Origin of the sequence: Staphylococcus sp. FSL W8-0056, assembly GCF_037963075.1 — a bacterium.
Taxonomy (GTDB): Bacteria; Bacillota; Bacilli; order Staphylococcales; family Staphylococcaceae; genus Staphylococcus; species Staphylococcus aureus.
Map to the genome: position 1 here is coordinate 498,249 of NZ_CP150142.1, position 21,904 is coordinate 520,152.

The following is a 21,904-nucleotide window of genomic DNA, read 5'->3' on the forward strand; positions in this document are numbered from 1 at the left end:
AAAACTAGAACTTAGTACGTATCATTTGTGCGTTTCAATGAGTTCTAGTTTTTTTTATATGTTATATTAAACTTATAACTTTATGGGAGTGGGACAGAAATGATAAAGAGCCACTAATGATTTATTATGTAGTGGTTCTTATACATTAGCCACAGCTAATGTGTACTTAAAAATAGGAATACATGAGTAAAACTCATGCATAAGAAATACTAATTTCTATAGAAAAAGTATTACTTTATCGTTGTACCACCCCAACTTGCACATTATCGTAAGCTGACTTATCGTAAGCTTCTGTGTTGGGGCCCACACCCCAACTCGCATTGCCTGTAGAATTTCTTTTCGAAATTCTCTTTGTTGGGGCCCACACCCCAACTTGCATTGTCTGTAGAAATTGGAAATCCAATTTCTCTGTGTTGGGGCCCACACCCCAACTCGCATTGCCTGTAGAATTTCTTTTCGAAATTCTCTGTGTTGGGGCCCACACCCCAACTTGCATTGTCTGTAGAAATTGGAAATCCAATTTCTCTGTGTTGGGGCCCCTGACTAGAGTTGAAAAAAGCTTGTTGCAAGCGCATTTTCATTCAGTCAACTACTAGCAATATAATATTATAGACCCTAGGACATTGATTTATGTCCCAAGCTCCTTTAAATGATGTATATTTTTAGAAATTTAATCTAGACATAGTTGGAAATAAATATAAAACATCGTTGCTTAATTTTGTCATAGAACATTTAAATTAACATCATGAAATTCGTTTTGGCGGTGAAAAAATAATGGATAATAATGAAAAAGAAAAAAGTAAAAGTGAACTATTAGTTGTAACAGGTTTATCTGGAGCAGGTAAATCTTTGGTTATTCAATGTTTAGAAGACATGGGATATTTTTGTGTAGATAATCTACCACCAGTGTTATTGCCTAAATTTGTAGAGTTGATGGAACAAGGAAATCCATCCTTAAGAAAAGTGGCAATTGCAATTGATTTAAGAGGTAAGGAACTATTTAATTCATTAGTTGCAGTAGTGGATAAAGTTAAAAGTGAAAGTGACGTCATCATTGATGTTATGTTTTTAGAAGCAAGTACTGAAAAATTAATTTCAAGATATAAAGAAACGCGTCGTGCACATCCTTTGATGGAACAAGGTAAAAGATCCTTAATTAATGCAATTAATGATGAGCGAGAGCATTTGTCTCAAATTAGAAGTATAGCTAATTTTGTTATAGATACTACAAAGTTATCACCTAAAGAATTAAAAGAACGCATTCGTCGATACTATGAAGATGAAGAGTTTGAAACTTTTACAATTAATGTCACAAGTTTCGGTTTTAAACATGGAATTCAGATGGATGCAGATTTAGTATTTGATGTACGATTTTTACCAAATCCATATTATGTAGTAGATTTAAGACCTTTAACAGGATTAGATAAAGACGTTTATAATTATGTTATGAAATGGAAAGAGACGGAGATTTTCTTTGAAAAATTAACTGATTTGTTAGATTTTATGATACCCGGGTATAAAAAAGAAGGGAAATCTCAATTAGTAATTGCCATCGGTTGTACGGGTGGACAACATCGATCTGTAGCATTAGCAGAACGACTAGGTAATTATCTAAATGAAGTATTTGAATATAATGTTTATGTGCATCATAGGGACGCACATATTGAAAGTGGCGAGAAAAAATGAGACAAATAAAAGTTGTACTTATCGGTGGTGGCACTGGCTTATCAGTTATGGCTAGGGGATTAAGAGAATTCCCAATTGATATTACGGCGATTGTAACAGTTGCTGATAATGGTGGGAGTACAGGGAAAATCAGAGATGAAATGGATATACCAGCACCAGGAGACATCAGAAATGTGATTGCAGCTTTAAGTGATTCTGAGTCAGTTTTAAGCCAACTTTTTCAGTATCGCTTTGAAGAAAATCAAATTAGCGGTCACTCATTAGGTAATTTATTAATCGCAGGTATGACTAATATTACGAATGATTTCGGACATGCCATTAAAGCATTAAGTAAAATTTTAAATATTAAAGGTAGAGTCATTCCATCTACAAATACAAGTGTGCAATTAAATGCTGTTATGGAAGATGGAGAAATTGTTTTTGGAGAAACAAATATTCCTAAAAAACATAAAAAAATTGATCGTGTGTTTTTAGAACCTAACGATGTGCAACCAATGGAAGAAGCAATCGATGCTTTAAGGGAAGCAGATTTAATCGTTCTTGGACCAGGGTCATTATATACGAGCGTTATTTCTAACTTATGTGTCAATGGTATTTCAGATGCGTTAATTCATTCTGATGCGCCTAAGCTATATGTTTCTAATGTGATGACGCAACCTGGGGAAACAGATGGTTATAGCGTGAAAGATCATATCGATGCGATTCATAGACAAGCTGGACAACCGTTTATTGATTATGTCATTTGTAGTACACAAACTTTCAATGCTCAAGTTTTGAAAAAATATGAAGAAAAACATTCTAAACCAGTTGAAGTTAATAAGGCTGAACTTGAAAAAGAAAGCATAAATGTAAAAACATCTTCAAATTTAGTTGAAATTTCTGAAAATCATTTAGTAAGACATAATACTAAAGTGTTATCGACAATGATTTATGATATAGCTTTAGAATTAATTAGTACTATTCCTTTCGTACCAAGTGATAAACGTAAATAATATAGAACGTAATCATATTATGATATGATAATAGAGCTGTGTAAAAAAATGAAAATAGACAGTGGTTCTAAGGTGAATCATGTTTTAAATAAGAAAGGAATGACTGTACGATGAGCTTTGCATCAGAAATGAAAAATGAATTAACTAGAATAGACGTCGATGAAATGAATGCAAAAGCAGAGCTCAGTGCGCTGATTCGAATGAATGGTGCACTTAGTCTTTCAAATCAACAATTTGTTATAAATGTTCAAACGGAAAATGCAACAACGGCAAGACGTATTTATTCGTTGATTAAACGTGTCTTTAATGTGGAAGTTGAAATATTAGTCCGTAAAAAAATGAAGCTTAAAAAAAATAATATTTATATTTGTCGTACAAAGATGAAAGCGAAAGAAATTCTTGATGAATTAGGAATTTTAAAAGACGGCATTTTTACGCATGAAATTGATCATTCAATGATTCAAGATGATGAAATGAGACGCAGTTACTTGAGAGGAGCTTTTCTGGCAGGTGGCTCAGTGAATAACCCTGAAACATCTTCGTACCATTTGGAAATTTTTTCTCAAAATGAGAGTCATGCAGAAGGCTTAACGAAACTAATGAATAGTTATGAGTTGAATGCCAAACATTTAGAGCGAAAAAAAGGAAGTATTACGTATTTAAAAGAAGCGGAAAAGATTTCGGATTTTCTTAGTTTGATAGGTGGCTATCAAGCGTTATTAAAATTTGAAGACGTACGTATTGTAAGAGATATGCGTAATTCTGTTAACCGACTCGTTAATTGTGAAACGGCAAATCTAAATAAAACAGTTAGTGCTGCGATGAAACAAGTTGAGAGCATTAAATTGATTGATAAAGAAATTGGTATTGAAAATTTACCAGACAGGTTGAGAGAGATTGCTAGAATTCGAGTAGAACATCAAGAAATTTCGTTGAAAGAGCTTGGAGAAATGGTATCAACTGGTCCAATTTCAAAATCAGGTGTAAATCACCGATTAAGAAAACTTAATGATTTAGCCGATAAGATTAGAAATGGTGAACAAATAGAATTATAAGTAAGAAGGTGTTTTTGGTAGTGAATTATCAAAAATACCTTTTTTATGATTAAAAAGTGTTTAATGAATAATAGTCGACTAACTATTAAATTGAGCTGGAAAGTTTAATGAAGGAAATTCAATAACCAAGCGTTACCTAATTTTCTCATTAAGTAGCATCATATGTATCAATTTGGTCATAAGAAAATATGAATGTGATAATTAATTGAGTCACTGATCATAGACAAAAACAAAATCAGCATAAATAAGAATCCCGACTTTGCGGGATTCTCTGTATTGAAAAGTATTGTATTTTATTAAAACAGCCTCCTTGAAGGGAATTGAACCCCTATCTTAAGAACCGGAATCTTACGTGTTATCCATTACACCACAAGGAGCAAATATGTAATCATATCTCTGTACTATGAGAAGTAAAATAAGTACAATCTAAAATAGATATTATCAGTTTACAAAGGAAAGAGAAAAGCGTCAAACAATGTAACTATTTAAAGTCAAAGTGTTTGACCAAATTTGACTTAATATGTAAAATAATGAGTAACAGTTATTACAAGGAGGAAATATAGATGAATTTAATTCCTACAGTTATTGAAACAACAAACCGCGGTGAACGTGCATATGATATATACTCACGTTTATTAAAAGACCGTATTATTATGTTAGGTTCACAAATTGATGACAACGTAGCAAATTCAATCGTATCACAGTTATTATTCTTACAAGCGCAAGACTCAGAGAAAGATATTTATTTATACATTAATTCACCAGGTGGAAGTGTAACAGCTGGTTTTGCGATTTATGATACAATTCAACACATTAAACCTGATGTTCAAACAATTTGTATCGGTATGGCTGCATCAATGGGATCATTCTTATTAGCAGCTGGTGCAAAAGGTAAACGTTTCGCGTTACCAAATGCAGAAGTAATGATTCACCAACCATTAGGTGGTGCTCAAGGACAAGCAACTGAAATCGAAATTGCTGCAAATCACATTTTAAAAACACGTGAAAAATTAAACCGCATTTTATCAGAGCGTACTGGTCAAAGTATTGAAAAAATACAAAAAGACACAGATCGTGATAACTTCTTAACTGCAGAAGAAGCTAAAGAATATGGCTTAATTGATGAAGTGATGGTACCTGAAACAAAATAATTCAAAGTAAAGAGTAGACTAAGCAGTCTGCTCTTTTTGTATGAGTAAACCGAGGTGTCAATAAATTGTTTACTATACTTTGAGCGGAAATATGATTGAATGAAGCTAGTTGAACCGTAACTATATGAAATGTTCCCTTCAAAGTAGACATTGAAAGGAACATTTCAATCCTTTGTTTGTAAGTCGCTCTAGACATTACATTTAGTACATATGTTGTTTCTAATGCTCATTAATGGTATTGATTATTCTTTGATTAAATCTTCAAGTGCCATTTTTAAATTACTATATTTAAATTGGAATCCCAATGCTTGAATTTTATTAGGTAATACTTTTTGAGTATCCAATACTACTGTTGACATTTGACCAAGTATGAGACGCATTGCAAGACTTGGTGCCCAAGTTTCATGGGGCTTATGCATAGCTCTTGCTAAAGTGTAGCCAAATAAATTTTGACGCTCAGGTATAGGTGCAGTTAAATTAAACGGACCACTAGCTGACTCGTTATTTATTAAAAATAAAATAGCTTGAATTAAATCATTGATATGAATCCATGAATACCATTGTTGACCAGAACCTAATTTACCACCAATGTAATATTTGTATGGTAGTTTCATTGTTTGTAACGCACCGCCTTCATTCGATAAAATCATACCGAAACGACCGATGACAACTCGCGTACCTAATTGTTCAAATTGTTGTGCGAAACGTTCCCATTGATACACAATATCTGATAAGAAATCAAATGGTAAAGTTTTATAAACTTCTGTGTAACTCATAAATAAATCAGGAGGATAGTAACCAGTGGCGCTAGCATTAAATAAAACTTTAGGTGCTTTATTACGTGATTTAAACAATTCATATAAAGCTTGCGTAGATTGAATTCTACTTAGCATTAGCGTTTGTTTATATTCCGGTGTCCATCGTTTATTCAGTGTAGCACCTGCTAAGTTGATGACCACATCGATATTTTGAGGAACTTTGTGTTCCCACCCAGATTTAGCCCAGTTGACATATGAAATTTTCTTATCATTTGAAATTTGGTCGTGTCGCGTTAATATCGTGATATGTGAATCTGATTTTTTAATTTCATTAACTAATTGAGATCCAACCATACCAGTCCCACCAGTAATTAAGTATTGTTTCATTATCATTCACCCCATGTAATTTTGTATTTAGTTACTATTTAATAATCATTATTGTTGTTCAAAGGTTATACATTATTTAGACAATAATATGTCAATAACTTTTTTTGAATTGTATTTTAATAAAAATGATATAAGTTATAATAAAGGTGTACCTTCGATAACGAATAAACATCTCTTAAAAGTATGTGTAAAACGCTGCATGATACAAACGAAGGTAAAAATTTGACTCCCTTTAGTAGTGGACCCGTACGTTAATCGTGCGGGTCGTTTTTATTTATTTCTTATTCCCATTATACATCAATTTAAAGCATTAATTTTTTAAACAAATTTAAGAATACATAGTAATATAACAATCTAAACATAAAAACTTTTAACACAACACTTAAACCAATGCTTTAATTTTCAATACGTAGCTATAATTTGTTGTAAAATCAAAAAGGTTAAAATGTTAATTTTCAAAAAAAGGCTCAAAATATGTTTGATTTAGTTATTAAATGTTAAGATATATAAGACTACTATTTCTTTGTAAAAATGAATCCGATTTACGAGTGAGTAATAGTGAAGGCAGTTTTAAGTTGAAGAAGGCAAAAAGAGTAAATGTTTATTAATATTTGTAGAAACTAGGTAAGCAAATTAGTTGTGAAAATGTTAATGGTTGCGTGATAATTTCTATATTTAAATTAGTTTGAAGTGAGGGAGAGTATGTCGAATCAAAATTACGACTACAATAAAAATGAAGATGGAAGTAAGAAGAAAATGAGTACAACAGCGAAAGTAGTTAGCATTGCGACGGTATTGCTATTACTCGGAGGATTAGTATTTGCAATTTTTGCATATGTAGATCATTCGAATAAAGCTAAAGAACGTATGTTGAACGAACAAAAGCAGGAACAAAAAGAAAAGCGTCAAAAAGAAAATGCAGAAAAAGAGAGAAAGAAAAAGCAACAAGAGGAAAAAGAGCAGAATGAGCTAGATTCACAAGCAAACCAATATCAGCAATTGCCACAGCAGAATCAATATCAATATGTGCCACCTCAGCAACAAGCACCTACAAAGCAACGTCCTGCTAAAGAAGAGAATGATGATAAAGCATCAAAGGATGAGTCGAAAGATAAGGATGACAATGCATCTCAAGATAAATCAGATGATAATCAGAAGAAAACTGATGATAATAAACAACCAGCTCAGCCTAAACCACAGCCGCAACAACCAACACCAAAGCCAAATAATAATCAACAAAATAATCAATCAAATCAGCAAGCAAAACCACAAGCACCACAACAAAATAGCCAATCAACAACAAATAAACAAAATAATGCTAATGATAAGTAGTATTTAGTCAAACAAAAATGAACCAGTATGACAGACAACACAATTAATTAGGTTGTCTCGAATATTGGTTCTTATTTTTATAATTGTTAATTAGGGGAGAGATGATACTTAAATAGTTAGTTGTTTATTTTACGGATAGTGAAATTTATTTTGAGTGAGGTGGGACAGAAATGATATTTTCGCAAAATTTATTTCGTCGTCTGACCCCAACTTCCACATTATTGTAAGCTGACTTTCCGTCAGCTTCTGTGTTGGGGCCCCGCCAACTTGCACATTATTGTAAGCTGACTTTCCGTCAGCTTCTGTGTTGGGGCCCCGCCAACTTGCACATTATTGTAAGCTGACTTTCCGCCAGCTTCTGTGTTGGGGCCCCACCCCAACTTGCATTGCCTGTAGAAATTGGAAATCCAATTTCTCTATGTTGGGGCCCCTGACTTTAATTGGAAAAAGCTTGTTACAAGTGCATTTTCGTTCGGTCAACTACTACTAATGTGACTTTTCGGATTCTAGAGCATTGTTTTATGTCTTAGTCTCAAATAATAAGCAAATGATTAGCGAGTCAGTATAAGGGTATACATTTGACTACAGCGAATAAAATAAAACGTTTTGTTGAATAACAAATCGAAAATGTATTGCAAGCGCTTTATCAAATTATTTAGAAAATTTAAGTTTTATGCTTGCAATTTTTGAAATAGAATAGTACTATTGCAAGTGTAAAGAGGTTAATTTTTGTCCCACGCGGGACTTAAAAAGGCAACCACTGGTTGTGACATATCCTTATTTACATTTATAAATATAAGGAGGAGGTAGTAGTGAAAGACTTATTGCAAGCACAGCAAAAGCTTATACCGGATCTCATAGATAAAATGTATAAACGTTTTTCTATTCTTACTACTATCTCAAAAAATCAGCCTGTCGGACGTCGAAGTTTAAGCGAACATATGGATATGACTGAACGTGTACTGCGTTCTGAAACAGATATGCTTAAGAAACAAGATTTGATAAAAGTTAAGCCTACCGGAATGGAAATTACAGCTGAAGGTGAGCAACTGATTTCGCAATTGAAAGGTTACTTTGATATCTATGCAGATGATAATCGTCTGTCAGAAGGTATTAAGAATAAATTTCAAATTAAGGAAGTTCATGTTGTTCCTGGTGATGCTGATAATAGTCAATCTGTTAAAACAGAATTAGGTAGACAAGCAGGTCAATTACTTGAAGGCATATTACAAGAAGACGCGATAGTTGCTGTAACTGGCGGATCCACGATGGCATGTGTTAGTGAAGCAATTCATTTATTACCATATAATGTATTCTTCGTACCAGCCAGAGGTGGACTAGGCGAAAATGTTGTCTTTCAGGCAAACACAATTGCAGCCAGTATGGCACAACAAGCTGGCGGTTATTATACGACGATGTATGTACCTGATAATGTCAGTGAAACAACATATAACACATTGTTGTTAGAGCCATCAGTCATAAACACTTTAGACAAAATTAAACAAGCAAACGTTATATTACACGGCATTGGTGATGCGCTGAAGATGGCGCATCGACGTCAATCACCTGAAAAGGTCATTGAACAACTTCAACATCATCAAGCTGTCGGAGAGGCATTTGGTTATTATTTTGATACACAAGGTCAAATTGTCCATAAGGTTAAAACAATTGGACTTCAATTAGAAGACCTTGAATCAAAAGACTTTATTTTTGCAGTTGCAGGAGGCAAATCGAAAGGTGAAGCAATTAAAGCATACTTGACGATTGCACCCAAGAATACAGTGTTAATCACTGATGAAGCCGCAGCAAAGATAATACTTGAATAAGAGATAAAAAGTTTAATACTTTTTAAATATCATTTTAAAGGAGGCCATTATAATGGCAGTAAAAGTAGCAATTAATGGTTTTGGTAGAATTGGTCGTTTAGCATTCAGAAGAATTCAAGAAGTAGAAGGTCTTGAAGTTGTAGCAGTAAACGACTTAACAGATGACGACATGTTAGCGCATTTATTAAAATATGACACTATGCAAGGTCGTTTCACAGGTGAAGTAGAGGTAGTTGATGGTGGTTTCCGCGTAAATGGTAAAGAAGTTAAATCATTCAGTGAACCAGATGCAAGCAAATTACCTTGGAAAGACTTAAATATCGATGTAGTGTTAGAATGTACTGGTTTCTACACTGATAAAGATAAAGCACAAGCTCATATTGAAGCAGGCGCTAAAAAAGTATTAATCTCAGCACCAGCTACTGGTGACTTAAAAACAATCGTATTCAACACTAACCACCAAGAGTTAGACGGTTCTGAAACAGTTGTTTCAGGTGCTTCATGTACTACAAACTCATTAGCACCAGTTGCTAAAGTTTTAAACGATGACTTTGGTTTAGTTGAAGGTTTAATGACTACAATTCACGCTTACACAGGTGATCAAAATACACAAGACGCACCTCACAGAAAAGGTGACAAACGTCGTGCTCGTGCAGCGGCAGAAAACATCATCCCTAACTCAACAGGTGCTGCTAAAGCTATCGGTAAAGTTATTCCTGAAATCGATGGTAAATTAGATGGTGGTGCACAACGTGTTCCTGTAGCTACAGGTTCATTAACTGAATTAACAGTAGTATTAGAAAAACAAGACGTAACAGTTGAACAAGTTAACGAAGCTATGAAAAATGCTTCAAACGAATCATTCGGTTACACTGAAGACGAAATCGTTTCTTCAGACGTTGTAGGTATGACTTACGGTTCATTATTCGACGCTACACAAACTCGTGTAATGTCAGTTGGCGACCGTCAATTAGTTAAAGTTGCAGCTTGGTATGATAACGAAATGTCATATACTGCACAATTAGTTCGTACATTAGCATACTTAGCTGAACTTTCTAAATAATTTTAGTATAGTTTTTATTCAAATACGCTAGTGCTCAGAACTATTTAGCATTAATTAAAGCTTATGAGTAAGCGGGGAGCACAAACGCTTCTCCGCTTATTTTTATATAAAATTTCCTAATTACAAGGAGGAAACACCATGGCTAAAAAAATTGTTTCTGATTTAGATCTTAAAGGTAAAACAGTCCTAGTACGTGCTGATTTTAACGTACCTTTAAAAGACGGTGAAATTACTAATGACAACCGTATCGTTCAAGCTTTACCTACAATTCAATACATCATCGAACAAGGTGGTAAAATCGTACTATTTTCACATTTAGGTAAAGTGAAAGAAGAAAGTGATAAAGCAAAATTAACTTTACGTCCAGTTGCTGAAGACTTATCTAAGAAATTAGATAAAGAAGTTGTTTTCGTACCAGAAACACGCGGCGAAAAACTTGAAGCTGCTATTAAAGACCTTAAAGAAGGCGACGTATTATTAGTTGAAAATACACGTTATAAAGATTTAGACGGTAAAAAAGAATCTAAAAATGATCCAGAATTAGGTAAATACTGGGCATCTTTAGGTGATGTGTTTGTAAATGATGCTTTTGGTACTGCGCATCGTGAGCATGCATCTAATGTTGGTATTTCTACACATTTAGAAACTGCAGCTGGATTCTTAATGGATAAAGAAATTAAGTTTATTGGTGGCGTAGTTAACGATCCACATAAACCAGTTGTTGCTATTTTAGGTGGAGCAAAAGTATCTGACAAAATTAATGTCATCAAAAACTTAGTTAACATAGCTGATAAAATTATCATCGGCGGAGGTATGGCTTATACTTTCTTAAAAGCGCAAGGTAAAGAAATTGGTATTTCATTATTAGAAGAAGATAAAATCGACTTCGCAAAAGATTTATTAGAAAAACATGGTGATAAAATTGTATTACCAGTAGACACTAAAGTTGCTAAAGAATTTTCTAATGATGCCAAAATCACTGTAGTACCATCTGATTCAATTCCAGCAGACCAAGAAGGTATGGATATTGGACCAAACACTGTAAAATTATTTGCAGATGAATTAGAAGGTGCGCACACTGTTGTATGGAATGGACCTATGGGTGTATTCGAGTTCAGTAACTTTGCACAAGGTACAATTGGTGTATGTAAAGCAATTGCAAACCTTAAAGATGCAATTACGATTATCGGTGGCGGTGATTCAGCTGCAGCAGCAATCTCTTTAGGTTTTGAAAATGACTTCACTCATATTTCAACTGGTGGCGGCGCGTCATTAGAGTACCTAGAAGGTAAAGAATTGCCTGGTATCAAAGCAATCAATAATAAATAATAAAGTGATAGTTTAAAGTGATGTGGCATGTTTGTTTAACATTGTTACGGGAAAACAGTCACAAGATGACATCGTGTTTCATCACTTTTCAAAAATATTTACAAAACAAGGAGTGTCTTTAATGAGAACACCAATTATAGCTGGTAACTGGAAAATGAACAAAACAGTACAAGAAGCAAAAGACTTCGTCAATGCATTACCAACATTACCAGATTCAAAAGAAGTAGAATCAGTAATTTGTGCACCAGCAATTCAATTAGATGCATTAACTACTGCAGTTAAAGAAGGAAAAGCACAAGGTTTAGAAATCGGTGCTCAAAATACGTATTTCGAAGATAATGGTGCGTTCACAGGTGAAACGTCTCCAGTTGCATTAGCAGATTTAGGCGTTAAATACGTTGTTATCGGTCATTCTGAACGTCGTGAATTATTCCACGAAACAGATGAAGAAATTAACAAAAAAGCGCACGCTATTTTCAAACATGGAATGACTCCAATTATTTGTGTTGGTGAAACAGACGAAGAGCGTGAAAGTGGTAAAGCTAACGATGTTGTAGGTGAGCAAGTTAAGAAAGCTGTTGCAGGTTTATCTGAAGATCAACTTAAATCAGTTGTAATTGCTTATGAGCCAATCTGGGCAATCGGAACTGGTAAATCATCAACATCTGAAGATGCAAATGAAATGTGTGCATTTGTACGTCAAACTATTGCTGACTTATCAAGCAAAGAAGTATCAGAAGCAACTCGTATTCAATATGGTGGTAGTGTTAAACCTAACAACATTAAAGAATACATGGCACAAACTGATATTGATGGGGCATTAGTAGGTGGCGCATCACTTAAAGTTGAAGATTTCGTACAATTGTTAGAAGGTGCAAAATAATCATGGCTAAGAAACCAACTGCGTTAATTATTTTAGATGGTTTTGCGAACCGCGAAAGCGAACATGGTAATGCGGTAAAATTAGCAAACAAGCCTAATTTTGATCGTTATTACAACAAATATCCAACGACTCAAATCGAAGCGAGTGGCTTAGATGTTGGACTACCTGAAGGACAAATGGGTAACTCAGAAGTTGGTCATATGAATATCGGTGCAGGACGTATCGTTTATCAAAGTTTAACTCGAATCAATAAATCAATTGAAGACGGTGATTTCTTTGAAAATGATGTTTTAAATAATGCAATTGCACACGTGAATTCACATGATTCAGCGTTACACATCTTTGGTTTATTGTCTGACGGTGGTGTGCACAGTCATTACAAACATTTATTTGCTTTGTTAGAACTTGCTAAAAAACAAGGTGTTGAAAAAGTTTACGTACACGCATTTTTAGATGGTCGTGACGTAGATCAAAAATCCGCTTTGAAATACATCGAAGAGACTGAAGCTAAATTCAATGAATTAGGCATTGGTCAATTTGCATCTGTGTCTGGTCGTTATTATGCAATGGACCGTGACAAACGTTGGGAACGTGAAGAAAAAGCTTACAATGCTATTCGTAATTTTGATGCCCCAACTTATGCAACTGCCAAAGAAGGTGTAGAAGCAAGCTATAATGAGGGCTTAACTGACGAATTCGTAGTACCATTCATCGTTGAGAATCAAAATGACGGTGTTAATGATGGAGATGCAGTGATCTTCTATAATTTCCGACCTGATAGAGCAGCACAATTATCGGAAATTTTTGCGAACAGAGCATTCGAAGGCTTTAAAGTTGAACAAGTTAAAGACTTATTCTATGCAACATTCACTAAGTATAACGACAATATCGATGCGGCTATCGTTTTCGAAAAAGTTGATTTAAATAATACAATTGGTGAAATTGCACAAAATAACAATTTAACACAATTACGTATTGCAGAAACTGAAAAATATCCTCACGTTACTTACTTTATGAGTGGTGGACGTAACGAGGAATTTAAAGGTGAACGCCGTCGTTTAATTGATTCACCTAAAGTTGCAACGTATGACTTGAAACCAGAAATGAGTGCTTATGAAGTTAAAGATGCATTATTAGAAGAGTTAAATAAAGGTGACTTGGACTTAATTATTTTAAACTTTGCTAACCCTGATATGGTTGGACATAGTGGTATGCTTGAGCCGACAATCAAAGCAATCGAAGCGGTTGATGAATGTTTAGGTGAAGTCGTTGATAAGATTTTAGACATGGACGGTTATGCAATTATTACTGCTGACCATGGTAACTCTGATCAAGTATTGACGGATGATGATCAACCAATGACTACGCATACAACGAACCCAGTACCAGTGATTGTAACAAAAGAAGGCGTTACACTTCGAGAAACTGGTCGCTTAGGTGACTTAGCACCTACATTATTAGATTTATTAAATGTAGAACAACCTGAAGACATGACAGGTGAATCTTTAATTAAACACTAATATTGTAAAAGATGTTAAGTAAACGCTTAATGACACTTATTTTTTGAAAATAATAGTAATATCATTTTGTTAAATGAAAGAATAAAGCTATAATAATTATAGAATAACTATTTAAAGGAGATTATAAACATGCCAATTATTACAGATGTTTACGCTCGCGAAGTCTTAGACTCTCGTGGTAACCCAACTGTTGAAGTAGAAGTATTAACTGAAAGTGGCGCATTTGGTCGTGCATTAGTACCATCAGGTGCTTCAACTGGTGAACACGAAGCTGTTGAATTACGTGATGGAGACAAATCACGTTATTTAGGTAAAGGTGTTACTAAAGCAGTTGAAAACGTTAATGAAATCATCGCACCAGAAATTATTGAAGGTGAATTTTCAGTATTAGATCAAGTATCTATTGATAAAATGATGATCGCATTAGACGGTACTCCAAACAAAGGTAAATTAGGTGCAAATGCTATTTTAGGTGTATCTATCGCAGTAGCACGTGCAGCAGCTGACTTATTAGGTCAACCACTTTACAAATATTTAGGTGGATTTAATGGTAAGCAGTTACCAGTACCAATGATGAACATCGTTAATGGTGGTTCTCACTCAGATGCTCCAATTGCATTCCAAGAATTCATGATTTTACCTGTAGGTGCTACAACGTTCAAAGAATCATTACGTTGGGGTACTGAAATTTTCCACAACTTAAAATCAATTTTAAGCAAACGTGGTTTAGAAACTGCAGTAGGTGACGAAGGTGGTTTCGCTCCTAAATTTGAAGGTACTGAAGATGCTGTTGAAACAATTATCCAAGCAATCGAAGCAGCTGGTTACAAACCAGGTGAAGAAGTATTCTTAGGATTTGACTGTGCATCATCAGAATTCTATGAAAATGGTGTATATGACTACAGTAAGTTCGAAGGCGAACACGGTGCAAAACGTACAGCTGCAGAACAAGTTGACTACTTAGAACAATTAGTAGACAAATATCCTATCATTACAATTGAAGACGGTATGGACGAAAACGACTGGGATGGTTGGAAACAACTTACAGAACGTATCGGTGACCGTGTACAATTAGTAGGTGACGATTTATTCGTAACAAACACTGAAATTTTAGCAAAAGGTATTGAAAACGGAATTGGTAACTCAATCTTAATTAAAGTTAACCAAATCGGTACATTAACTGAAACATTTGATGCAATCGAAATGGCTCAAAAAGCTGGTTACACAGCAGTAGTTTCTCACCGTTCAGGTGAAACAGAAGATACAACAATTGCTGATATTGCTGTTGCTACAAACGCTGGTCAAATTAAAACTGGTTCATTATCACGTACTGACCGTATTGCTAAATACAATCAATTATTACGTATCGAAGATGAATTATTTGAAACTGCTAAATATGACGGTATCAAATCATTCTATAACTTAGATAAATAATCATTTTAAACATTAAGTACTGCCATAATTTTAGTTGAGGATTATTATGTCGGTATAAATTGAATAAAGTTTTTGAGTTCACGCTTAAAAAGTTCACGCTTGTATTTATAACCTGCCACAGAGTTGAGACTGTGGTAGGTTTTTTATTTTGAAGTATTATTCATAACAGACTAATAATCATGAGGTAACTAATAACACATATTTAACTTGTATTCTTAAACTGGTATAATAAATTTATGTTGAAATGAATATTGTATGACAGGGTATTCACTTTTATTAAAAGGTAAAATTAAATAAAGGTTTTATAGAAAGTATTTAAATATATGAGGAGTAAACAAATGGCTGATAGAACGAATAAAGAAATTAAAACAGGACGCTTTATTGCAACTGCATCAATCGTATTCTCAATATTATTGATTATTCATTACTTTGTTTCGTTGGATAATGCGACTGCCAAAGCATTACTTAATTTAACGAATCAAAACACTTCAGATAAAGCGATTGATTACATTTTAAACAGCTTTAGATTCACTGGTATTATGTATATTTTGGCTTATCTAGCAGGCTTCATCACTTTTTGGAATCGACATACTTATGTGTGGTGGTTTATGTTTGCAGTTTATGTATCAAATAGTTTGTTTACGTTGATTAATTTATCAATCACAATTCAAGCAATAAAAGCTGCACACGGTGCGTACTTAACATTGCCAATTTTAATCGTTATTATAGGTTCGGTTGCATTAGCGATTTATATGCTTGTTGTTTCTATCAAACGTAAAAGTACATTTAATCGCTAGAAAATTGATTTTAACAATAAAAATATGATATACTACTTGTCGTATATAAGGAACGGAGGACAATTTATGCATACATTTTTAATCGTATTATTAATCATTGATTGTATTGCATTAATAACTGTTGTACTACTCCAAGAAGGTAAAAGCAGTGGACTTTCAGGTGCCATCAGTGGTGGTGCTGAGCAGTTATTCGGTAAACAAAAACAACGTGGCGTCGATTTATTCTTAAATAGATTAACAATTATTTTATCAATATTATTTTTTGTACTTATGATTTGCATAAGTTATCTTGGTATGTAAGGTCCGGCGATGTAAATGTCGGGCTTTTTTATTTATAATTAAGAATGTAATAGTTTAACAATAAGCTATGTAAAATATATAGCCTAGTTAAGTATGCAAAGGGAGCGTTAGATTTATGCAGATAAAATTACCAAAACCTTTCTTTTTTGAAGAAGGCAAACGTGCCGTGTTATTATTACATGGATTTACAGGCAATTCGTCTGATGTACGTCAATTAGGTCGATTTTTACAAAAAAAGAGATATACTTCGTATGCACCACAATATGAAGGTCACGCGGCACCACCAGAGGAAATACTGAAATCTAGTCCTTTCGTTTGGTTTAAAGATGCGTTAGATGGTTATGATTATCTTGTTGAACAAGGTTATGATGAAATTGTTGTTGCTGGTCTATCATTAGGTGGGGATTTTGCTTTAAAATTAAGCTTAAATAGAGATGTAAAGGGTATTGTAACGATGTGTGCACCAATGGGTGGCAAAACTGAAGGTGCCATTTATGAAGGCTTTTTAGAGTATGCACGTAATTTTAAAAAGTATGAAGGTAAAAATCAAGAGACTATTGATAATGAAATGGATCATTTTAAACCAACTGAAACTTTAAAAGAACTAAGTGAAGCATTAGATACGATTAAAGATCAAGTTGATGAGGTATTTGACCCAATTTTAGTGATTCAAGTAGAAAACGACAATATGATTGATCCACAATCCGCAAATTATATATATGACCATGTAGATTCTGATGACAAAGACATCAAGTGGTATAGTCAATCAGGACATGTTATTACGATTGATAAAGAAAAAGAACAAGTATTTGAAGATATTTATCAATTTTTAGAGTCATTAGACTGGTCAGAATAAAAAGAGATTTTAACATTAGAAAGGAGGGGCATAATGAATTTAAAGCAATCAATAGAAGAGATTATTAATCAACCTGAATATGAACCTATGTCAGTGTCAGATTTTCAAGATGCATTAGGTTTAAGTAGTGCCGACTCATTTAGAGATTTAATTAAGGTGCTCGTAGAATTAGAACAATCAGGATTAATTGAACGTACAAAAACAGACAGATATCAAAAAAAGCATAGTTCAAAAGGTCATTCAAAATTGATAAAGGGAACGTTAAGTCAAAATAAAAAAGGCTTTGCATTCTTAAGACCTGAAGATGAGGATATGGAAGATATATTTATTCCCCCAACAAAAATTAATCGTGCCTTAGATGGAGATACTGTAATTGTAGAAATACATCAATCTAAAGGTGAACATAAAGGTAAAATTGAAGGGGAAGTTAAGTCGATTGAGAAGCATTCAGTAACTCAAGTTGTTGGTACGTATAGTGAAGCTAGACATTTCGGATTTGTTATTCCAGATGATAAACGTATTATGCAAGATATTTTCATTCCTAAAGGACAAAGTTTAGGTGCAGTAGATGGGCATAAGGTACTTGTTCAAATTACTAAATATGCTGATGGTTCAGATAATCCAGAAGGACATATTTCTGCTATTTTAGGACATAAAAATGATCCTGGCGTAGATATTTTATCTATTATCTATCAACATGGCATAGAAATTGAATTTCCTGATGAAGTGTTACAAGAAGCTGAAGCAGTACCTGATCATATTGAAAATACTGAAATTAAAGGCCGTCATGATTTACGTGATGAATTGACAATCACAATTGATGGTGCTGATGCTAAAGACTTAGATGACGCAATTAGTGTTAAAAAGTTAGCGAACGGTAATACGCAGTTGACTGTAAGTATTGCTGATGTCAGTTATTATGTAACTGAAGATTCAGCTTTAGATAAAGAAGCTTATGATAGAGCGACAAGTGTATATCTTGTTGACCGTGTGATTCCGATGATTCCACATCGATTAAGCAATGGTATTTGTTCATTAAATCCTCATGTTGATCGTTTAACGTTAAGCTGTCGCATGGAAATCGATGCTAGTGGTCGCGTTGTTAAACATGAAATTTTTGATAGTGTTATACATTCTGATTATCGAATGACGTATGATGCGGTAAATCAGATTATTACTGAAAAGGATCCTAACATTCGCGAACAATATAAAGAAATTACGCCTATGTTAGATTTAGCACAAGATTTATCTAATCGTTTGATTCAAATGAGAAAACGACGTGGTGAAATCGATTTTGATATTAGTGAAGCAAAAGTATTAGTTAACGAAGTCGGTATACCAACAGATGTTCAATTAAGACAACGTGGCGAGGGTGAACGTCTAATTGAATCATTTATGTTAATTGCAAATGAAACAGTTGCTGAACATTTTAGTAAGTTAAATGTACCTTTTATTTACCGAGTGCATGAGCAACCTAAATCAGATCGCTTAAGACAATTCTTTGATTTTATTACAAACTTTGGCATCATGATTAAGGGCACTGGCGAAGATATTCATCCAACAACACTTCAAAAGGTTCAAGAAGAAGTAGAAGGTCGACCTGAACAAATGGTCATTTCAACAATGATGTTACGTTCAATGCAACAAGCGCATTATGATGATGTGAACTTGGGACATTTTGGCTTATCAGCTGAATATTATACGCATTTTACATCACCAATTAGACGTTATCCTGATTTAACAGTTCATCGTTTAATCCGTAAGTATTTAATTGAGAAATCAATGGATAACAAAGAAGTGAAGCGTTGGGAAGACAAATTGCCTGAGTTAGCTGAACATACTTCTAAACGTGAACGTCGTGCTATTGAGGCAGAACGTGATACTGATGAATTGAAAAAAGCAGAATATATGATTCAACATATTGGTGATGAATTTGAAGGTATTGTCAGCTCAGTAGCTAACTTCGGTATGTTCATTGAATTGCCAAATACGATAGAAGGTATGGTTCATATTGCGAATATGACTGATGATTATTACCGTTTTGAAGAGCGTCAAATGGCATTAATTGGTGAGCGTCAAGCTAAAGTATTTAGAATTGGTGACACAGTTAAGGTTAAAGTGACGCATGTTGATGTAGATGAACGATTAATTGATTTTCAAATTGTTGGAATGCCTTTACCTAAAAATGACCGCTCACAGCGACCAGCAAGAGGTAAAACGCGTGGCAAATCTTTAGATAAATCGAAATCTGATGATAAGGGTCGTAAGAAAAAAGGTAAGCAACGTAAAGGTAAAAACCAACGTAATAATGATAAATCAGGTAATAGTAAGCATAAGCCATTTTATAAAGATAAAAGTGTGAAAAAGAAAGCACGTCGTAAGAAAAAATAAGCAGCAATGAGGTGAGTATGAATGGCTAAGAAGAAATCACCAGGTACATTAGCGGAAAATCGTAAAGCAAGACATGATTATAATATTGAAGATACGATTGAAGCGGGAATCGTATTACAAGGTACAGAAATAAAATCGATTCGCCGAGGTAGTGCTAACCTTAAAGATAGTTACGCGCAAGTTAAAAACGGTGAAATGTATTTGAATAATATGCATATAGCACCATACGAAGAAGGGAATCGTTTTAATCACGATCCTCTTCGTTCTCGAAAATTATTATTGCATAAACGTGAAATCTTTAAATTAGGTGAACAAACTCGAGAAATTGGTTATTCGATTGTGCCGTTAAAGCTTTATTTGAAGCATGGACATTGTAAAGTATTACTTGGTGTTGCACGAGGTAAGAAAAAATATGATAAACGTCAAGCTTTGAAAGAAAAAGCAGTCAAACGAGATGTTACGCGCGATATGAAAGCCCGTTATTAAGCGATTTAGTTGCTTAATCGGGCTATATTTGATATAGTTATATGTGCTTTTGTAAATTACAAAAGTATGATTTGTTTGATTTATTATTTCGGGGACGTTCATGGATTCGACAGGGGTCCCCCGAGCTCATTAAGCGTGTCGGAGGGTTGGCTTCGTCATCAACACACACAGTTTATAATAACTGGCAAATCAAACAATAATTTCGCAGTAGCTGCCTAATCGCACTCTGCATCGCCTAACAGCATTTCCTATGTGCTGTTAACGCGATTCAACCTTAATAGGATATGCTAAACACTGCCGTTTGAAGTCTGTTTAGAAGAAACTTAATCAAGCTAGCATCATGTTGGTTGTTTATCACTTTTCATGATGCGAAACCTTTCGATAAACTACACACGTAGAAAGATGTGTATCAGGACCTCTGGACGCGGGTTCAAATCCCGCCGTCTCCATATTTGTAGCCTACAACCTTTGTGGATGTAGGCTTTTTTATTATGTGTTTTTCAGGGGATAATGCATTGCAGAATTTGTTGTGAGTATTGATATAGCAGTGTTTGTATAGGTGTTTATTTGATGGAGGAAAGAGTAATAAGTGATTATGAATTAGTTTTTGAGATATAAGGGGACAGTGATGTGTGTCAAATAAGTGTCAAAAAAGTTGGATTCTGAGTTTTACATTCAACATTGTTCATGAAGAAACTTCTTTATACGCAAAAAATTCTCCATGTTATATATGTCAATATAAAAATGTGAATCGTCTACACTTAATTGGATAAATGGCTACTGAAAAAGAACTTTTCATTTTTGTTACGTCACTAAGTGGGTGTAGTTATAAAGAGATGAGCCGAGTTTTGATATTTTCATTAGAATCAATATGCCTATTAACACAATCAGCAATAGTTGACGAGACGGAAATAAAAGAAGTCGTAGTTAAGAAATGCATTTCACAACATACCATTGTAGCCATTTTTATTGTTTTGGATGATAAACTCTTTTTGGAATTTTTAGTTTTTATAATTTGCAACTACACTACTTCTTTTACTAATATTAATGTCTAAGTAATCGATAAAAAATTCTCCATTGAATAAATGAGAAGTTAAAAACTTTACTTAACCTTTCTCATTGCATTTTCCTATTCACGATTTTAAGAACCCAACATACTACAAACGAATTTTAAAAGGCGAGAGTAAAGCTTACTTGTTTATTATACAGATTTAAAATCCAAGAGTCAGAACAGACTACTCCTCTTTATAACTATAAAAAATAGCTATGAAAAAATCTATCGTCATAGATTCCTTCATAGCTAATCTTAGTATGTTTATTTTTATTTTAGGATGCTATTTATCAACTCAACATATAACTCACTATTTTTATAACCTTCTAATATATCATTAACTTGTCTAATAGGTATTTCTGGTACTTCTCTAATGTTTTCCAATTTTGTTTTAAATTGTTTTTTTGTTATTTGCTCTTTATTTGTAGCCAATTGGAACAAGTAAGAATCTAGCATATTAATTTCTTTATATGAATACATATATCTTAATAACACTAAATCTCTAGTTTTTAAGTTAGGCGCTAGTTCTTCTTGTAATTGTTCTATTGATTGTTTCATTAATAACAATCTCATTTCTAATTCTTCATTATTCATTTTATCACACTCT

The 21,904-nt window shown here is 33.8% G+C and carries 18 protein-coding genes and 1 other RNA gene; 17 read left to right on the forward strand and 2 right to left on the reverse strand.

Annotated elements, in window-relative coordinates; translation table 11 throughout:
• Positions 1 to 774 precede the first annotated feature (774 nt).
• From rapZ to clpP, 4 genes are all read left to right on the forward strand, one after another.
• Positions 775 to 1,686, forward strand: coding sequence for an RNase adapter RapZ (rapZ, locus tag NSS86_RS02505; protein WP_000369722.1), 912 nt, complete (start codon positions 775 to 777; stop codon positions 1,684 to 1,686).
• Positions 1,683 to 2,678 (forward strand): YvcK family protein, encoded by a 996-nt coding sequence (locus NSS86_RS02510; protein ID WP_001248939.1) that lies wholly within the window; start codon positions 1,683 to 1,685, stop codon positions 2,676 to 2,678. Before rapZ ends, NSS86_RS02510 begins: the two co-directional genes overlap by 4 nt.
• Positions 2,679 to 2,788: 110 nt before the next feature.
• Positions 2,789 to 3,733: a DNA-binding protein WhiA gene (gene whiA, locus NSS86_RS02515; RefSeq protein ID WP_000006551.1), complete on the forward strand. Its 945-nt coding sequence runs from the start codon at positions 2,789 to 2,791 to the stop codon at positions 3,731 to 3,733.
• A 563-nt stretch (positions 3,734 to 4,296) separates the two neighbouring features.
• Complete coding sequence (gene clpP / locus NSS86_RS02520; protein ID WP_001049165.1) at positions 4,297 to 4,884, forward strand: ATP-dependent Clp endopeptidase proteolytic subunit ClpP; 588 nt, start codon at positions 4,297 to 4,299, stop codon at positions 4,882 to 4,884.
• A gap of 242 nt (positions 4,885 to 5,126) precedes the next feature.
• Here the strand turns inward: clpP and NSS86_RS02525 are convergent, their stop codons facing one another.
• Positions 5,127 to 6,029 carry a TIGR01777 family oxidoreductase gene (locus tag NSS86_RS02525; protein WP_000816304.1) on the reverse strand — a complete coding sequence of 301 codons (903 nt, stop codon included), beginning with the start codon at positions 6,027 to 6,029 and terminating at the stop codon, positions 5,127 to 5,129.
• A gap of 702 nt (positions 6,030 to 6,731) precedes the next feature.
• Here NSS86_RS02525 and NSS86_RS02530 point away from each other — a divergent pair.
• The 13 genes from NSS86_RS02530 to ssrA all read left to right on the forward strand — a co-directional run bounded on the left by NSS86_RS02530 (position 6,732) and on the right by ssrA (position 20,698).
• Complete coding sequence (locus NSS86_RS02530; protein WP_000070831.1) at positions 6,732 to 7,361, forward strand: DUF4887 domain-containing protein; 630 nt, start codon at positions 6,732 to 6,734, stop codon at positions 7,359 to 7,361.
• Between the two features lie 812 nt (positions 7,362 to 8,173).
• A complete protein-coding gene (locus NSS86_RS02535; protein ID WP_000654030.1) occupies positions 8,174 to 9,187 on the forward strand; it encodes a sugar-binding transcriptional regulator in 1,014 nt (337 codons plus the stop codon).
• A 52-nt stretch (positions 9,188 to 9,239) separates the two neighbouring features.
• Positions 9,240 to 10,250 (forward strand): type I glyceraldehyde-3-phosphate dehydrogenase, encoded by a 1,011-nt coding sequence (gene gap / locus NSS86_RS02540; RefSeq protein WP_000279414.1) that lies wholly within the window; start codon positions 9,240 to 9,242, stop codon positions 10,248 to 10,250.
• Positions 10,251 to 10,388: 138 nt separating this feature from the next.
• The gene (locus tag NSS86_RS02545; protein WP_339302328.1) at positions 10,389 to 11,579 is read left to right on the forward strand and encodes a phosphoglycerate kinase; all 1,191 of its coding nucleotides are present in this window, start codon (positions 10,389 to 10,391) and stop codon (positions 11,577 to 11,579) included.
• 121 nt (positions 11,580 to 11,700) lie between these two features.
• Entirely contained in the window at positions 11,701 to 12,462 is a 762-nt protein-coding gene (gene tpiA, locus NSS86_RS02550) for a triose-phosphate isomerase (protein ID WP_001260089.1), read from the forward strand.
• A gap of 2 nt (positions 12,463 to 12,464) precedes the next feature.
• Positions 12,465 to 13,982 carry a 2,3-bisphosphoglycerate-independent phosphoglycerate mutase gene (gpmI, locus tag NSS86_RS02555; protein WP_001085505.1) on the forward strand — a complete coding sequence of 506 codons (1,518 nt, stop codon included), beginning with the start codon at positions 12,465 to 12,467 and terminating at the stop codon, positions 13,980 to 13,982.
• A 129-nt stretch (positions 13,983 to 14,111) separates the two neighbouring features.
• Positions 14,112 to 15,416, forward strand: coding sequence for a surface-displayed alpha-enolase (gene eno, locus NSS86_RS02560; RefSeq protein WP_001121760.1), 1,305 nt, complete (start codon positions 14,112 to 14,114; stop codon positions 15,414 to 15,416).
• Positions 15,417 to 15,754: 338 nt separating this feature from the next.
• Positions 15,755 to 16,213, forward strand: coding sequence for a hypothetical protein (locus NSS86_RS02565; protein ID WP_000785252.1), 459 nt, complete (start codon positions 15,755 to 15,757; stop codon positions 16,211 to 16,213).
• Between the two features lie 66 nt (positions 16,214 to 16,279).
• The gene (gene secG, locus NSS86_RS02570) at positions 16,280 to 16,513 is read left to right on the forward strand and encodes a preprotein translocase subunit SecG (protein WP_000556760.1); all 234 of its coding nucleotides are present in this window, start codon (positions 16,280 to 16,282) and stop codon (positions 16,511 to 16,513) included.
• 115 nt (positions 16,514 to 16,628) lie between these two features.
• On the forward strand, positions 16,629 to 17,369 hold the full coding sequence (locus NSS86_RS02575) for a carboxylesterase (protein ID WP_001165976.1): 741 nt from the start codon (positions 16,629 to 16,631) through the stop codon (positions 17,367 to 17,369).
• A 33-nt stretch (positions 17,370 to 17,402) separates the two neighbouring features.
• Positions 17,403 to 19,760, forward strand: coding sequence for a ribonuclease R (rnr, locus tag NSS86_RS02580; protein ID WP_001050049.1), 2,358 nt, complete (start codon positions 17,403 to 17,405; stop codon positions 19,758 to 19,760).
• A gap of 21 nt (positions 19,761 to 19,781) precedes the next feature.
• Positions 19,782 to 20,246, forward strand: a complete 465-nt coding sequence (smpB, locus tag NSS86_RS02585) for an SsrA-binding protein SmpB (protein WP_001085184.1) — start codon at positions 19,782 to 19,784, stop codon at positions 20,244 to 20,246.
• 90 nt (positions 20,247 to 20,336) lie between these two features.
• Positions 20,337 to 20,698, forward strand: a transfer-messenger RNA (tmRNA) gene (gene ssrA, locus NSS86_RS02590).
• A gap of 869 nt (positions 20,699 to 21,567) precedes the next feature.
• Here the strand turns inward: ssrA and NSS86_RS02595 are convergent.
• A complete protein-coding gene (locus tag NSS86_RS02595) occupies positions 21,568 to 21,891 on the reverse strand; it encodes a hypothetical protein (RefSeq protein WP_001058299.1) in 324 nt (107 codons plus the stop codon).
• Positions 21,892 to 21,904 lie beyond the last annotated feature (13 nt).

Excerpts from the sequence above, each read along its gene's own strand:
- gap (WP_000279414.1), top strand. The coding sequence starts at position 9,240 with ATGGCAGTAAAAGTAGCAATTAATGGTTTTGGTAGAATTGGTCGTTTA.
- tpiA (WP_001260089.1), top strand. The coding sequence starts at position 11,701 with ATGAGAACACCAATTATAGCTGGTAACTGGAAAATGAACAAAACAGTA.
- whiA (WP_000006551.1), top strand. The coding sequence starts at position 2,789 with ATGAGCTTTGCATCAGAAATGAAAAATGAATTAACTAGAATAGACGTC.
- NSS86_RS02510 (WP_001248939.1), top strand. The coding sequence starts at position 1,683 with ATGAGACAAATAAAAGTTGTACTTATCGGTGGTGGCACTGGCTTATCA.
- NSS86_RS02545 (WP_339302328.1), top strand. The coding sequence starts at position 10,389 with ATGGCTAAAAAAATTGTTTCTGATTTAGATCTTAAAGGTAAAACAGTC.
- NSS86_RS02525 (WP_000816304.1), bottom strand. The coding sequence starts at position 6,029 with ATGAAACAATACTTAATTACTGGTGGGACTGGTATGGTTGGATCTCAA.
- clpP (WP_001049165.1), top strand. The coding sequence starts at position 4,297 with ATGAATTTAATTCCTACAGTTATTGAAACAACAAACCGCGGTGAACGT.
- smpB (WP_001085184.1), top strand. The coding sequence starts at position 19,782 with ATGGCTAAGAAGAAATCACCAGGTACATTAGCGGAAAATCGTAAAGCA.
- NSS86_RS02530 (WP_000070831.1), top strand. The coding sequence starts at position 6,732 with ATGTCGAATCAAAATTACGACTACAATAAAAATGAAGATGGAAGTAAG.
- NSS86_RS02595 (WP_001058299.1), bottom strand. The coding sequence starts at position 21,891 with ATGAATAATGAAGAATTAGAAATGAGATTGTTATTAATGAAACAATCA.
- secG (WP_000556760.1), top strand. The coding sequence starts at position 16,280 with ATGCATACATTTTTAATCGTATTATTAATCATTGATTGTATTGCATTA.
- eno (WP_001121760.1), top strand. The coding sequence starts at position 14,112 with ATGCCAATTATTACAGATGTTTACGCTCGCGAAGTCTTAGACTCTCGT.
- rnr (WP_001050049.1), top strand. The coding sequence starts at position 17,403 with ATGAATTTAAAGCAATCAATAGAAGAGATTATTAATCAACCTGAATAT.
- NSS86_RS02565 (WP_000785252.1), top strand. The coding sequence starts at position 15,755 with ATGGCTGATAGAACGAATAAAGAAATTAAAACAGGACGCTTTATTGCA.
- rapZ (WP_000369722.1), top strand. The coding sequence starts at position 775 with ATGGATAATAATGAAAAAGAAAAAAGTAAAAGTGAACTATTAGTTGTA.
- gpmI (WP_001085505.1), top strand. The coding sequence starts at position 12,465 with ATGGCTAAGAAACCAACTGCGTTAATTATTTTAGATGGTTTTGCGAAC.
- NSS86_RS02575 (WP_001165976.1), top strand. The coding sequence starts at position 16,629 with ATGCAGATAAAATTACCAAAACCTTTCTTTTTTGAAGAAGGCAAACGT.